Raw genomic sequence first — 12,998 nt, 5'->3', positions numbered from 1 at the left:
ACGGAAAAAGCAGCCACCATCGGCTGCTTTTTCTTTTTACCTAGCTTTTATAGATAATTTCATCAATAATCCCGTATTCCTTTGCTTCTTCGGCAGTCATGAAATAATCACGGTCCGTATCCCGAGCCACTTTTTCTGCAGGCTGGCCAGTTCGTTCTGCAATAATTCCATTGATGTGCTCCCTCAGTTTTAAAATCCGCTTCGCCGAAATTTCGATTTCGGTCGCCTGCCCCCTCGCTCCGCCAAGCGGCTGATGAATCATGATTTCACTATTCGGCAAACTGTAGCGTTTTCCTTTTTTCCCTGCCAGCAGAAGCATCGCCCCAAATGACGCAGCCATTCCAGTGCAAATCGTTCTCACATCAGGCTTTATATATTGAATCGTGTCAAAGATGGCAAACCCTGCGGTTGTCGAACCGCCCGGACTATTAATATAAAGAGAGATATCCTTTTCAGGAGATTCCGCTGCAAGAAATAGCAGCTGGGCAATCACACTATTGGCAACCACATCATTAATTTCTTCACCAATCATGATAATCCGGTCTTTTAAAAGCCGTGAGTAAATATCGTAGGAACGTTCTCCCTTGCTTGACTGCTCAATGACATATGGTATTGCTGTCATCTTTATCCCTCCTGTTCTTTGCGGATCTATGCCGCCATACAGAGAGTATTAGAAGGAGATGAAACGGGCAGAACAGGCTTCTTCGAATAGCTTTCCAGGGATTCCAGGAAAGGGATGGATTGTATTAGGATGGATGGGTCTTCAGCGGCTACTGATTGCTGCATCAGATGAAAAAGCTTTTCTTCGTCCTCATTTGTAAAAATATCCTCAGTCTTATTTTCAACTGCGTGTTGAAGCTGCCTCCGTGCACGGTTCAGCGCGGACTTCACTGCAAATTCAGTAGTCTGCAGGATATCAGCAATTTCTTTAGTTTTGTATCGAAACCCTTCCTTCAGCGTAAAAATAACTGCCTGCTTTAATGTTAGACGATTAATGAGATGGCTGATTGCTTCTCCTCCACTGGGGCTGGAATTCTTCTTTTCACCTTCAGGCGACTCTTCCAGTTGCTCCCGCTTCCTGTTTCGAAGAGTGTCAATCCAGCAATTATAAACAATCTTCTTTAAAAGAGCCTGATTAATTTTCTCAGGCGAATAGTTTTTATAAGCGCGGACGATTGCTTCATGGGCAAGATCGTCCCCATCCCAGCGGTTCTGTGCAAGAAACCGGCTATATCTCTGCAGTGAAGGATAGATATCTGCAATACAGCTTTCCTTCTGCTTTAAGGAACTCCTTGATTCAGCCTGAACTTTCCCATGCTTCATAAATCTGTTCACTCCTTTAATACATCTCTGCTTCTATAACGGAATAAGAGAACAAAAAGATACGGGGGATTTAAATTTTTATCAGTTTATTCTGAGGATGGCTAATTTTATACTGCTCCTATACTATTTTAAGTTTAGTTCTGTGTGCATTCAAAAAAAGCCCCAATCCATCGGAATTGAGGCTGCCTTCTTATATAATCCGGGACGTAATAATACCTTCAATCTGGTTAATCTGCTCAAGCAGTCCAGGAATCACATCGCCATTCACCTTGTTATCGATATCGATCATGGTGTACGCATATTCACCGCGGCTTCGGTTCACCATGTCTGCGATATTCAGCTGGTAGCTTGAAATGGCAAGTGTAATCTGGCCGACCATATTTGGGATGTTTTTATGAAAAGCAGTAACACGCCGCTTGCCTGTGTAAGGAAGTGCTGCATTTGGGAAGTTCACTGAGTTTTTGACATTGCCTGTTTCTAGGAAGTGCTTCACCTGGCGTGCTGCCATGACTGCGCAGTTTTCCTCTGATTCCTTCGTTGATGCGCCAAGGTGCGGAATGGCCACTGTGTTTTTCATTTTCAGGATATGTTCATTTGGGAAGTCTGTAATATACTTGCCCACTTTTCCGCTTTCAAGGGCAGCTGCCATATTTGCTTCATTCACAAGCTCTCCGCGTGAGAAATTCAGGATGTGAACACCCTTTTTCATCATGCCAAACGCATCTTCATTGAACATTTCCCTTGTATCATCGGTTAATGGAACATGCACAGTGATATAGTCAGATTCTGCAAACACCTGCTCGATGCTCATGGCACGCTGAACATTGCGGGACAGGTTCCAGGCCGTGTCGACAGAAATAAATGGATCAAAGCCAACGACATCCATATCAAGTTCAAGTGCATCATTGGCCACAAGTGCCCCGATTGCTCCCAAACCGATGACCCCCAGCGTTTTCCCCTTAATTTCTTTTCCGACAAATTGCTTCTTCCCTGCTTCTACAAGCTTAGGGATCTGGTCTCCTTCATCTTTCAGCGTTTTGGTCCAGGCGATGCCGGCAAAAAGATTCCTGGATGAAGCCATTAAGGAGGTAAGCACCATTTCTTTTACTGCATTCGCATTGGCGCCAGGTGTATTAAACACGACAATTCCCTGCTCAGTGCATTTCTCCACCGGGATATTATTCACACCTGCACCTGCACGGGCGATTGCTTTTAATTGATCTCCAAATTCCATAGAATGCATATTAAAGCTGCGAAGAACAATCGCATCCGGATTGCCGCTTTCATTATCAATTGTAAAATGATCCTTGTTAAATACTTCAAGACCGCTTGGCGCAATGGCATTCAGTGTTTTAATCGTCTTCACTTTGTCTAAAGTCATTGTACTCACTGGATTCTCCCCTTTTCAACTAACTTTGTCAGATTTTAAAACAGAAAGAGGCAAGGGTAGAATCCCTTACCTCTGCCCAGGCGAACGGCTTCGACACTATGTGCTCCCCCGCGGTGATCCGCGTCTCGCCAGTTACACATAGCCTTTTCGGTTTTTTAAATCTTATCAAAGTCTTCTGAAAACTTCAACCCTTTAAAGCGCTTACAAAAATAAAAAAATTATTTATTTTCCAATGAATAATAAAGTATATTTTTCTAAATTTGTCCATCATGCTGCAGAACAGGCTTTTATCCCTTATTCATTTCGTAATATCCCGCCGCACTCGGTTCCTATTAAGTTTATAAAAGAAAAAACATGTTAAACCTAATACATATCCTAATACCTGTGGGTGAATCATTTGCGTGCTATATTCATTCTCTTATCACTCTTAGCCGGCACCATCGGCCTCATTGTTTCTCTTGATTATATCCAGGATCATTCATTATTTGAATCCTGGGAAAGCATAAAAATTGTCCTGTCTTCCGCACATGGTGAAGATTACTTTCTTATCGTAATTTTTATCCTTGGTTTATTTGTTATGTTCTCTTTAAGTAAAAAGAACAAATAACTGCTATTTTACACTTTTCCCTGTTTCCATTTACGCCGGATTGCTGCCAATACGAGCAATGCGGAAGGAATGGCAAATTGGAAAGCAATATGCAGCAAATAAGGGACTACTTTTAATCCTTCATCCAGATGTGTTTGATAGCTTGGTGCAATCATAATGGAAGAAAGACAAATAATCCCGCCCATAAAATAGGATGTAAATACATTTGGTTTCATTTTAAAAAGGTTATTCATTCCGATTACCGCACAATAGAAGAACAGGCCCACTTTAATAAACCCCAGAAATACAATCAATAGGATGATAAGAGGATCCAGACGCTGAATAAATCCCCCAATCTGAATATAGCCAACAGCAGCCAGTGCCGGGAAGGCCGAACGCTCAAGGAGGTCTGCACCAAGAATACAAATTAAGAGCATAGTATTAAGGGTTAAATAAATGCCAACATAAGCAATTGCCATACTTCCTGTCTTCAAAATCTTTGTCTTTCGTTTCATTAAAGGAAGGATCATCGTAAATAAAATCAACTCTCCATAAGGAACCGTCATATTAACCGGAAAAATCTCCCTGATGACCGGCTTCCACCCATTAGCCAAAACAGGCCGTAAATTTTCCAGGTGAATCAAGTCACTGATCACATAGAATATCAGGATTAGCAATAAAGTGACTGTCATGACGGCAAAGCAGATAATCCCTGCTCTTGCAAATACCTCAAAACCTAAATGGACCGCATATACCAATGCAAAAACCATACAGATGCCCAGCGTAATAATGGAGGTTTTGGCATAAGGTGAACTGATCAGCAATTCTTCTACATCACGCAAAACCCTGGACGCGATATAAATGAAATAGATGATGTACATATAGCTTATAAGGCTTCCCAGGTATTTTCCTAAAATTTTTTTCACGTACTCTGTCAGCGGCAAATCCGGATGCTGTCTGTAAAGACGATAGTAAACAGCAAAGATTGCCAGCCCTGCAATGGGTGAAAGAATCGTAACGATCCATGCGTCCTGGCGGGCTCCGCTTCCAAGATCCAGAAACACAGCTGTCCCAAACATAAAAAGGACCATCAAACAGAATAATTGTATCCCATCAATCTTATCTTTTGGCATTTTACTTCACATCCAAAATTATTGTAGTTTATATGGATCTGTCAGCAGCCCTGCGTTCGAGATTTTCGCATTCACATTTACTTCAATATCCGCATTTCTAAATAGCTTATTCCATTCTTTTTTATGTTTTTTCCAGTAATTCGGATTATTTACTGATAGTTTTCTGCCGAAACCGAATACATCAGTTTCCATTTCCTGCGCCATTTTTATTGTTTCCCTTATTTGGCTTTCTGCCTCTTTCTCTAATTTTTTCTCAATCTTTCTAATTTCTTCATCATTATCAATTTTTATATAGCATTCCAGTTCAGCAATATAGCCCTTAATATCTGTGTCAACTGTCAGGGTCGGTTTTTGATTTAACTCTGTCTTAATGGTCGACTTTATTCCTTTTGTCGTGACGGTCATATTTTTTTTACTGTTACATGGCAGCGGAAAGGATGTATATTCAGCGGCTGAGTTGATTAAATGGGCTGTTCTTGCGATTTTGCCGTCAAACCAGCCGGCTAATTGATCTTTTTTAAACAGTGCCAAGCCAGTTACCTCTACCACCGGAGGCTTGATGTCCTGCAGGTTATCCGTCTGGTTCTGAGATTTAAGCGGTTTGTTCAAATGAATGCCTGAAAGCATAAGGTTCTGTCCTTCACCTGATAAAAGGGAGATGGCCCGGTAAATGGGAACGATTTCTGAGATGGCGTACATTTTTTCATTATTCTCGCTGGTGCTGATGATGCTTTTCGTTGGATTGGATTCGAGCGGCTCGATGACCCCCAGAACTTCCTCTGCAGTCGTGTCCCTTGCGATAAAAACAGGAAACGAAGAGCGTGATTCACCTCTTTCAAACACATCAAATATTAGCCCCAGCCCCTCTCTTGCAAGAGCTTCTCCTATTACAATCAAAGAAAGATGAGTAACACTGTTCTCTCTTGGAATGATTAAAGACGCCATCCGGTAGGCTTCAATAAACGTTTCTGCTTCGACTGTGTAATTGATAACTGGAAGGCTGTTTCCACCCCCATTTTGAGAAAAATAACCCGGATTGATTACTTGATACGTGACCCGATAGCCTGATTCCCTTTCCTGTGGGAGGTCTATGCCGATGGCGATTATTAAACCGACTTCATTTAAATCTCTGTAATTAGAACAGCCCGTTAGTAAACCAATTATCAACATGACCGAAATGCCTTTTCTCATAAGTTCATCCCTGCTCTTTTAATTGACTTCCGGATCAATGAGCCTCACTTTGATGAGGTCCCTATCCTGGCTAAACTGTCTTTCAAACCGCTGACCCTGACCGGTGAGAATGGAGTGAGATATGGGACTCCTACTGATTTAAGGCTGCAAAGGTGAAGAATAATGCATAATGAAAACAGGATAATTCCATAGAATCCAATAAAAGCAGCGGCAAAAATAAGAATGAAACGCATTCCGCGTGCTGTATTCACAATATTAGGGTTAGGCAGTGTGAAGCTTGAGATAGCTGTCGTCGCCACGATGATTACAATTGCCGCTGAAACAAAGCCTGCTTCGACTGCAGCCTGCCCGAGAATAAGTGCCCCTACAATGGAAACAGCCGGACCAATGGCCCTTGGCATTCGAATCCCGGCTTCCCGCAGGACTTCGAAGGCTAGCTCCATTACCAGTAATTCCACAATGGCCGGAAACGGAACCTGTTCTCTTTGTGCCATGAGCGTCACCATTAAAGTAGTAGGGATTAAGCCATGGTGATGCGTAATCAGGGCCAAATAAATGGCCGAGGCATACATGTTAACGAAGAACGAGCCAACCCGAATGAGTCTTAAAAAGGAACTCACCAGGTAATTGGCATAATAGTCCTCAGGAGAGTGAAAAAATTGAATAAAAACAGCCGGGAGAATCAATGCAAATGGTGTCCCCTGTATAATGATCGCTATTTTGCCTTCTAAAAGGTTAGCGGAGACCACGTCTGGCCTCTCTGAATTCTGGAAGAGAGGAAAGATCGTTTTTCTGTTGTCCTTTAAAGCTTCTTCCACATAATTTGTGTCCAATATACTGTCCATATCGATTTTACTGATTCTTTCCTTCACTTCCTTAACGATTTCTTCTTTTGCTATGCCTTCCATATATAAGATCCCTATATCGGTTTTGGTTACTTTCCCTGCTTTTGTCTGTTCAATTCTTAACTGGTTATTTTGTATTCTGGCACGAATCAGCGAAATATTCGTACCTAAATTCTCTGTAAATCCATCTTTTGGCCCCTTCACCACCGTTTGTGTGGTAGGTTCTGTAATAGTTCTTGATTGAATCTTTCTTGTTCCGGCAAGGATCGCCTCTGAATGCCCCTCTATCAAAATAACCGTGTCCCCGCTCAGCAGACCGTCCACTATTTCGGACCATTCATTAATGGTATTTACTTTAGATACTGAAATGATCTGAGTTATTTCCCCGGACCAATTTTGAATAGATTTTTGTTCATGACTGCAGGCGAGAATAGGCTGCAGAACATTGTCATGTAAGCTTTGTTCGTCAACGATCCCCTGGATATGTATGATGGCTGCTTTCCCATGGTTTGAAAGTATTATATTTCGGACTGATAGATCAGAGCTGTTGCCAAACTGCTCTGTTAAGTATTGAATATTAGAGTGAATACTCCTGCTTATCTTTTTATGGTGACTGAAATGTTTCCGGAACACAGTAAATCTCCTTTGGAAAACGAGTCTTGTTTGTTAGTGTGCCCGGCGCCATTTGGATTATGAATATCTTGTTTTTTAAATAAAAAAACCTAACCAATCAGGTTAGGCATTCATTATTCTATATTAACCGGGATTCTTTTACCTCTGAGTCTGGTGAACATTCGTATTCTTCGGAGTATTCCACTAGTCCAATCTCGCAATTTTTGCCGATTTTAACATTTTTGCCTCTGACGATAAGAGCTGAGGTGCCTTCAAGTTCGATGTCATCACCTTCAATTAATTCAGTCTCGAGCTTGAGGGGAAAGAGCGATTTGATCAATTTAAATAGGCTTTCTCTATGCTGTGCCACTTTTATCTTTCTTCCGCCAATCTCTTTCGCTTTACTTTCTCCAAATAGTTTAATATCAATCGTTTCTGCATTCAGTAAACCATCTATCTTAAAAGCCCCTTCCGCCCGGAAAACCTCCGCTTCACAGTCTCCTGCAATCTTTGCTTCCCCATTCACAACCATTTCATCGCTTTTCACAGAACCTCCAATGGAGGAACTCCCGGCCACCTCAAGCTTTCGGCTGAGGACAGCTTCTGAAATGGAGGCAGAACCATTGACATTCAAGAATTCAGCTTTAACGGTTCCGTGTATCCTGGCTGCACCGCTGATCTTTCCATTTTCGGTTTTTACGTTTCCATGGATCGTGCCCGTACCATTGCAATAGAAGCTCTCGCATTCTATATCACTATTCACCGTTCCTTTTCCATTGATTTCAACTTTTTTAAAAGCTCCTCCATTAACCGATCCAACCCCATTAATGATTAAGTTCCCCACTGTTTTCATTTCCACAGCATTTCCTCCTATGCCAATTTGGATTTTAATTCCTCAGCACATTGCTCTATCGATATAGCGGCAGCCAATTTTGTCCCTCTTTCGAGAAGGACCTGTTCCCCGTTCATTGAAGCCAGGCAGCTGGATATGCCGAGTTTTCGAATGAAGCAGATCACAGCTTTTGGCTGCTGCAGGATCTTTTGATGATCATTTAATAGCTGAAGGAGCATTTTCCCTTCCTCGATATGAATATCCCCCGATTCCAGGAGGCTGGAAAGAATATAAAGCTTCAAAATCTCATGATAATTGAACTCGCTACTCTCCCCCTGTGTTTCCAGAAAGATTTTCATAACCGGCTCAGAAACTATTCCTTTAGCAATCAGACTATCCTTTGACAGCTTCAGATTCGAAGCATTCAGCGAAAATAAATCAGCCAGCTCATCCAGCGAAAGGCTATCCTTCATCTTCTGTATTTTTTCAACCCGCTCGAGAATTTTCTCTTTTGGAAAAAAAGTCTCCTGTCCTGTAAAAGTTGATTTCCGGACAAACCAATCCTCAGGTATCAGGTTCTTCCTTTTCCACCGGTAAAGCTGTCCATAAGAAATACCAGTTAAATCCAATACCTCTTTTTTTGAAATTAATTCATCGCTCAATTCCAGGACTCCTTTCTGATGATACGATTGTAACATAACACTGTTACGCTCGGTATGTTGTTTTATTCTTTTTTTTATGAGTTTTTTCGACATATCTTACGTTTTGCACCAGGAAATCAATGCTGTATACTCTTCTTCCAATGAAACAATGTTCTATTCACACAAAAAACCTGGCTCACATAGAACCAGGTTTCCCTTCATTCGTATACTTTTAGTAAGTTAAACTGCTTTCCAATATACCGGTAATTTTGCCTGCGGTACATCTCTTTTGGAGTGTCTTCTCCATCCGCCACAAGAATGATCGTTTTATCCTTAAACTGATCCATCACCGATTTCTGCAGGCGGCTGCCGATGCCCTTTTTCTGAAAGTCCTCATGGACCATCAATCCATCAATTTCAGCTGTTCGTTCCTTGATAATGACATCAACAGATCCTGCAGCTTGCCCTTTATAAAATGCAATAAGCTGCTGAATGCATTCATCTCTGTAATTTCTTAAGTGCTGAGCTTTCTTTTTCTCTGCGAAATCTTCCCCATATACCGAATCCTGCTCATACTGGAATTCCAGATAATCATTCCAAGTTTTATCCGATACATTTTCCACTACGATTTCTTCCCTTTCCTGAACTTCAGGAAAATCTGCCGGAAGAATCGCAAATAACTCCAAGAAACCAACCGTATAATCTTCATCTTTCTGAAAGAAATCCGCAAGCTCTTCAGAGAGCTCCTCGCCATCCGGAAAATAAAACCTTACATGATTTTGGCCATACTTCTGATGAAAATTTCTTAAATATTGATGTGCCTCCTCAAATTCCTCAACGGAAGGCATTTTTTTAAAGTTAATAAAATTGCTGTCATACTGAAGGAGCATGTCAGGATTATGGTTGTGAATAAATAGGTCATTTTCCAGAACAGTGTGTCCCGGTTTATAGATATCATGAAATGTGATCTTTTCCATCGGTTTCTCCTAAAATCATTTTATAGATATTTATACTCTCTATCTGTTATGAGCACATCATGGCAGCGCATTAAATTCTCCTTTAATTCCGGAGGGGTACTTCTGTTGTCATAAGCACAGAGGGAAATCATGCCATGCTCAGAAACGGCTTTGCAGAGACTCTTTTCATATTGTTCCACTAAAGGAATATAGTCCTTTACATTTCCCCACTCAACCAGACCCCATGTGAATATCTTTGGACTGCTATCTAAGTAAGGCTGAATGTGTTTAAGAAAAAAATTGAACACTGTATCAGGGTTAAAATTACCGTTGGAGTAATAAAAATCAAAATTATTCATAAAATGAACTCTGCTTAATTCCTCTTCTCCGAAGAAATTAGTTAATTCTTTATCAATAAGAAAATAATTCCGGTCATTCTCCACAAGCAAAACATGTCCGCCGCCTCTTATACCAGCCGTTATGTATGAGACCGCATTTTGAATATAGCAATCCATTTGATCATAGTGGTAAAGAATATGGCCACCGTTTGACTTTTGCAGATCATCAATTAAATCTATTAATAATTCATTCATTGATAAGTCCCCTTAGAACGAAAAAATGTTTGATGTAGTATACCTCTACTCACTCCCAGCTGCTTTTCCTTTATTATATCTAAAAATTGAAAAAAATGGGTGTATTTTCTCCAGATTTGCGGTCCACGGCCCAAATAAAAACTCGAGGTAAGTTCCTCGAGTCTGCTGCAATTATAAAATATTATTCATTCTTCTACTTCCGCCCCGGCTATTTCATCAAAGTTAATTTTCTCAAGATCCCCGCTCTCCAGTTGCAGATAAATTTTTCTGCTGATGCCATCCAGTCGGTTTACCCTTCCTTTGTATTCGAGGAAAAATCCTTCCCGCCAGACTTTTACTTTCAAAAGATAAGCAAATTCCATTGCATAGTGAATTTTGTTTTCATATTCCTCCAATTCATATTCATCAATGAGCGGCTTGTTTTGCGCCATTTGATCCCTTTCCAACTTTTTTAGCATCGCCCGGTGTTCCGGCATGAAGTGAGCAGGCTGCCATTTTATATTCCCTCTGTCTTTCAGCGGCATAATAAATCCCTCCATACTCTATTATAGAACATTTGTTCGATTTTAAAACCTAAAAAACAGAAAAAGCTTAAGTTGGTTCATTTGGATAATAAAAGTACGAATGGTAAAATACACTTTAACTCTCTAAAAAAGATTGGTGAAACAATGAAGCAGCTGCAAATCAAACACCGGTGGCTTGGACGCTTGCTGGCATCCGATCCCGGACTTATCCGATTTCAAAAAGCCGGACGGGCCACATTAAGTTTAATGGCGTCGGTGTTTACTACTTTATTTCTTATGCAATTGGCTGGGGCCGATGCCGCTCTCGCCCTTACTCCGGCAATCGTTTCCGGAATGGCCGGCATGCTTGGCATCATGATTGTGATGGATGATTCTAAAAAAGGTAAAATGCTCACAACTGGCTTGCTGGGGTTTTCAGCAATGGCAGGGGTATCGATCGGTTCACTGCTGGCAGAAAGCACTATCTTTACCGATATTTCAATGGCTGTATTAATATTCTTAAGCTTTTATTTGACCCGCTTTGGGGTCCGCTATTTTTCACTATGCATGATCGCGTTCATGACACTTTATTTCTCATCTATTCTGCAATTATCAGGCAGCCAGCTTCCCTCCTTTTACTTCGGCATCTGGATTGGGATCGCGTATGCTTTCCTGTTCAATTTCATCCTTTTTCAGGACACCGCAAAAAACCTGAAAAGAAGCATCCGCTCCTTTCATTTCCAAAGTAATTTTACTTTTAATCTCTTAATTGAGGGGATGCAGGAAGAGCGTATGACTGCTCACCAGCGGGAAGAATTGCGGAGAAACGTGCTGAAGCTCCGGGATTATGCTGTAATCGTTTCAGATTATATCAATGAGGATGATGTACAGAAATTATGGCCCGGGCTGACCCCATCCCAGCTGAGGTTATATATCTTTGATACAGGCATGCTGATTGAAACCCTGACTGACTCCATCAGGAGCTTAAAAAAAGCGAATGCCCTTGACATAGAAGAGCTGAGAAACCTCCTGGTCTGGGTCACCCGCTCTCTTCGTGACGCTGAAGTTCTTGCCCATCAATATGAAGAACAAAATCTTCGTGAAGCAGAGCTTGCTGTACAGGCACTTCGCCTGCTTATTATAGATTTGTTCAACAGGGAAGACAAACCGGCAGGATGGCTTTACTTGATCAGGCGGATCGAGTCCCTTGCAAACCATGTCATTGAGGGCGGCATTACTATACAGCAGGCACTTCATAAAGTAAAAGACAATGAAATAGAAGTATCTGAAGAGACGCCTGATGAAGATGAATCACCTGAAGAAGATAAGAGCCTCAAACCTTCCACCAAAAAAGCGTTTCAGGCATTGACTGCTGCCATCATATCCATCATTGCTGGACAGATTCTTTCGCCTGACCAGCCTTATTGGGTTCTTTTGACAGCCTTTATCGTTCTGCTCGGAACCGAATCAATCGGGCGCATTTATACGAAAGGTTTTCAGCGGTCAGTTGGAACGATTATCGGGGCAGTGATTGGATTTACGCTTGCCAGAGTGGTCAGCGGCCATTCTGTGCTGGAAATCACGCTCATTTTTGCAGCAGTTTTCTTCTCTTTTTATTTATTTGAAGTCTCTTATACATTAATGAGCATGTTTATTACGATGCTGGTCGCTTTTATGTATGACCTTTTACTTGGCGGAATATCATTCTCCCTTATCAGTGCCAGGGTTATCGATACGATTGCCGGTGCCGGCATTGCATTCGGCGTATCTCTATTTATTTTTCCTAAGAAAACGAAGGATAAAGTGGCCGATACGATAAATGATTATCTTCAAGAACTGAAACCGTATGTCACGGCATATGTGCGAAGCTTCCGGGAAGATGTGAATGTTAAAGAGCTTTCAGGCAAAGGCTTCCTATTGGATCAGAAGCTTAAAATCATAAACGTAGAAGCGCAATCGCTGATAAAGAAACCCGGATCTCCGCGCCATGCTGATGTTAACAGATGGATCACCCTTTTTTCAGCCATCAATTACTATGCAAGACATCTGGTAGCTTCCTCCTACCGGAAAGGATTCGACTATCCTGATGAGCTGGTCGATGTTTTCATAAGAATTGAGGAGAAACTTGAATTAAATATCGAAACATTAATGGACCTGATTAAAGAAAGCGGAGACGGCACGCTTGTCTATAGTCTGGACCGGGAAAGAGAACAAATTGAACGAATGGCACCACCAAGGCAGCAATCCCAGCGTGATTTGATTCATCACCTTTATTTCGTCTGGAGAATAAACAAAGCGATTGTGGAATTGGCAGAAGAGCTTGGTGCAGGGAAGGAGTAATAGTCCGTTCCTTGATCAACAAATCTATATTATTTATATACAGTGGAGGGAAT

Annotated in this window: 13 protein-coding genes and 1 riboswitch; of the genes, 2 read left to right on the top strand and 11 right to left on the bottom strand. The window is 41.5% G+C overall.

The window, feature by feature from the left end:
* Positions 1-40: 40 nt before the first annotated feature.
* The 3 genes from clpP to NYE23_RS05425 all read right to left on the bottom strand — a co-directional run bounded on the left by clpP (position 41) and on the right by NYE23_RS05425 (position 2,713).
* Positions 41-622: an ATP-dependent Clp endopeptidase proteolytic subunit ClpP gene (gene clpP / locus NYE23_RS05435; RefSeq protein ID WP_035329466.1), complete on the bottom strand. Its 582-nt coding sequence runs from the start codon at positions 620-622 to the stop codon at positions 41-43.
* Between the two features lie 26 nt (positions 623-648).
* Positions 649-1,323, bottom strand: coding sequence for a sigma-70 family RNA polymerase sigma factor (locus NYE23_RS05430; RefSeq protein ID WP_341076047.1), 675 nt, complete (start codon positions 1,321-1,323; stop codon positions 649-651).
* Between the two features lie 190 nt (positions 1,324-1,513).
* Positions 1,514-2,713: a phosphoglycerate dehydrogenase gene (locus tag NYE23_RS05425; protein ID WP_341076045.1), complete on the bottom strand. Its 1,200-nt coding sequence runs from the start codon at positions 2,711-2,713 to the stop codon at positions 1,514-1,516.
* A gap of 67 nt (positions 2,714-2,780) precedes the next feature.
* Positions 2,781-2,859, bottom strand: a riboswitch (ZMP/ZTP riboswitch).
* 251 nt (positions 2,860-3,110) lie between these two features.
* Here NYE23_RS05425 and NYE23_RS05420 point away from each other — a divergent pair.
* A complete protein-coding gene (locus NYE23_RS05420; RefSeq protein ID WP_341076043.1) occupies positions 3,111-3,320 on the top strand; it encodes a hypothetical protein in 210 nt (69 codons plus the stop codon).
* Positions 3,321-3,328: 8 nt separating this feature from the next.
* On the opposite strand, the gene NYE23_RS05415 is transcribed toward NYE23_RS05420, so the two are convergent.
* From NYE23_RS05415 to NYE23_RS05380, 8 genes are all read right to left on the bottom strand, one after another.
* Complete coding sequence (locus NYE23_RS05415) at positions 3,329-4,432, bottom strand: GerAB/ArcD/ProY family transporter (RefSeq protein ID WP_341076042.1); 1,104 nt, start codon at positions 4,430-4,432, stop codon at positions 3,329-3,331.
* 18 nt (positions 4,433-4,450) lie between these two features.
* Positions 4,451-5,623, bottom strand: a complete 1,173-nt coding sequence (locus NYE23_RS05410) for a Ger(x)C family spore germination protein (protein ID WP_341076041.1) — start codon at positions 5,621-5,623, stop codon at positions 4,451-4,453.
* 44 nt (positions 5,624-5,667) lie between these two features.
* Positions 5,668-7,101 (bottom strand): spore germination protein, encoded by a 1,434-nt coding sequence (locus tag NYE23_RS05405; protein WP_341076038.1) that lies wholly within the window; start codon positions 7,099-7,101, stop codon positions 5,668-5,670.
* A gap of 118 nt (positions 7,102-7,219) precedes the next feature.
* Positions 7,220-7,933, bottom strand: coding sequence for a polymer-forming cytoskeletal protein (locus tag NYE23_RS05400; protein WP_341080608.1), 714 nt, complete (start codon positions 7,931-7,933; stop codon positions 7,220-7,222).
* A gap of 17 nt (positions 7,934-7,950) precedes the next feature.
* Positions 7,951-8,574 (bottom strand): YhbD family protein, encoded by a 624-nt coding sequence (locus NYE23_RS05395; RefSeq protein WP_341076036.1) that lies wholly within the window; start codon positions 8,572-8,574, stop codon positions 7,951-7,953.
* A gap of 197 nt (positions 8,575-8,771) precedes the next feature.
* Positions 8,772-9,530, bottom strand: coding sequence for a GNAT family N-acetyltransferase (locus NYE23_RS05390; protein ID WP_341076035.1), 759 nt, complete (start codon positions 9,528-9,530; stop codon positions 8,772-8,774).
* 20 nt (positions 9,531-9,550) lie between these two features.
* Positions 9,551-10,102, bottom strand: a complete 552-nt coding sequence (locus NYE23_RS05385) for an MEDS domain-containing protein (RefSeq protein ID WP_341076033.1) — start codon at positions 10,100-10,102, stop codon at positions 9,551-9,553.
* A gap of 185 nt (positions 10,103-10,287) precedes the next feature.
* Entirely contained in the window at positions 10,288-10,626 is a 339-nt protein-coding gene (locus tag NYE23_RS05380) for a YolD-like family protein (protein ID WP_341076031.1), read from the bottom strand.
* A 144-nt stretch (positions 10,627-10,770) separates the two neighbouring features.
* Between NYE23_RS05380 and NYE23_RS05375 the strand changes: the two genes are divergently transcribed.
* Positions 10,771-12,945, top strand: coding sequence for an FUSC family protein (locus tag NYE23_RS05375; protein WP_341076030.1), 2,175 nt, complete (start codon positions 10,771-10,773; stop codon positions 12,943-12,945).
* Positions 12,946-12,998 lie beyond the last annotated feature (53 nt).

This window comes from Cytobacillus sp. FSL H8-0458 (assembly GCF_038002165.1).
Classification (GTDB): domain Bacteria; phylum Bacillota; class Bacilli; order Bacillales; family Cytobacillaceae; genus Cytobacillus.
Note: the sequence above shows the minus strand (reverse complement) of the source record. Positions and strands in the feature narration are given on the sequence as shown.

What these genes read in the sequence shown, in the direction of transcription:
- NYE23_RS05400 (WP_341080608.1), bottom strand. Translation starts at nt 7,933, where the DNA reads ATGAAAACAGTGGGGAACTTAATCATTAATGGGGTTGGATCGGTTAAT.
- NYE23_RS05375 (WP_341076030.1), top strand. Translation starts at nt 10,771, where the DNA reads ATGAAGCAGCTGCAAATCAAACACCGGTGGCTTGGACGCTTGCTGGCA.
- NYE23_RS05410 (WP_341076041.1), bottom strand. Translation starts at nt 5,623, where the DNA reads ATGAGAAAAGGCATTTCGGTCATGTTGATAATTGGTTTACTAACGGGC.
- NYE23_RS05430 (WP_341076047.1), bottom strand. Translation starts at nt 1,323, where the DNA reads ATGAAGCATGGGAAAGTTCAGGCTGAATCAAGGAGTTCCTTAAAGCAG.
- NYE23_RS05415 (WP_341076042.1), bottom strand. Translation starts at nt 4,432, where the DNA reads ATGCCAAAAGATAAGATTGATGGGATACAATTATTCTGTTTGATGGTC.
- NYE23_RS05390 (WP_341076035.1), bottom strand. Translation starts at nt 9,530, where the DNA reads ATGGAAAAGATCACATTTCATGATATCTATAAACCGGGACACACTGTT.
- NYE23_RS05385 (WP_341076033.1), bottom strand. Translation starts at nt 10,102, where the DNA reads ATGAATGAATTATTAATAGATTTAATTGATGATCTGCAAAAGTCAAAC.
- NYE23_RS05380 (WP_341076031.1), bottom strand. Translation starts at nt 10,626, where the DNA reads ATGCCGCTGAAAGACAGAGGGAATATAAAATGGCAGCCTGCTCACTTC.
- clpP (WP_035329466.1), bottom strand. Translation starts at nt 622, where the DNA reads ATGACAGCAATACCATATGTCATTGAGCAGTCAAGCAAGGGAGAACGT.